This window comes from Sphingomonas sp. jy18 (assembly GCF_056931895.1).
In genome coordinates this window covers 1-826 of record NZ_JBXPBT010000019.1, presented here as the reverse complement: position 1 = coordinate 826, position 826 = coordinate 1, and the positions used below count along the sequence as shown (strand labels likewise).

General features: G+C 59.4%; 1 protein-coding gene. It reads right to left on the bottom strand.

From position 1 onward, the window contains the following. Positions 1 to 75: 75 nt before the first annotated feature. On the bottom strand, positions 76 to 826 hold a 751-nt coding region (locus AC0QC4_RS16630), incomplete at its 5' end, for an IS3 family transposase (RefSeq protein WP_483661207.1).

Genomic DNA, 826 nt, shown 5'->3' with positions numbered 1-826 from the left:
CTGTCCGTCGTCAGAACATTTGGCACAGGTCGCGGCGTAAATTAGCGGAGTGCGGGCCTCGTCTGTTGTTGGGTTTTAGGCGGCGAGCTTACGGTGTTGCAAGCGCCGATGTTCAATGGTCTGTCGCTTGATCCTTTCGCGTTGTTTGATGATGGCTGGTGCCCTGCCGAAGTAGGCGTCTGCGGGCGTCACGTTGTTTAGGCTCTCGTGGTATCGGCGGTGGTTGTAGTGCTCGACGAAGGTCTCGATCTGGGCCTCAAGGTCGCCGGGCAGGAAGTAGTTCTCGAGCAGGATGCGGTTTTTAAGGGTCTGGTGCCAGCGCTCGATCTTGCCCTGGGTCTGGGGGTGCATCGGGGCGCCGCGCACGTGGCTCATCTTGTTGGCCTCGATGTATTCAGCCAGTTCGCCCGCGATGTAGCTGGGACCATTGTCGCTGAGCAGCCGGGGCTTGTGCAACACCGTGGCGCTGTCGCATCCGGATGCGACCAACGCTACATCCAGCGTGTCGGTCACATCCTCGGCCCGCATGTTGGTGCACAACTTCCAGGCGATGATGTAGCGCGAGAAGTCGTCGAGCACGGTGGAGAGATACATCCAGCCCCACCCGATGATCTTGAAGTAGGTAAAATCGGTCTGCCACATCTCGTTCGGCCGGGTCGTCTTGGTATGGAACGCATCAGCCGCTTTCACCACGACGTATGCCGGGCTGGTGATCAGATCGTGGGCCTTGAGCAGGCGGTAAACCGTAGCTTCGGACACAAAGTATTGGCGCTCATCGGTAAATCGCACCGCCAGTTCGCGCGGTGACAGCTCGGACTGCTCCAGC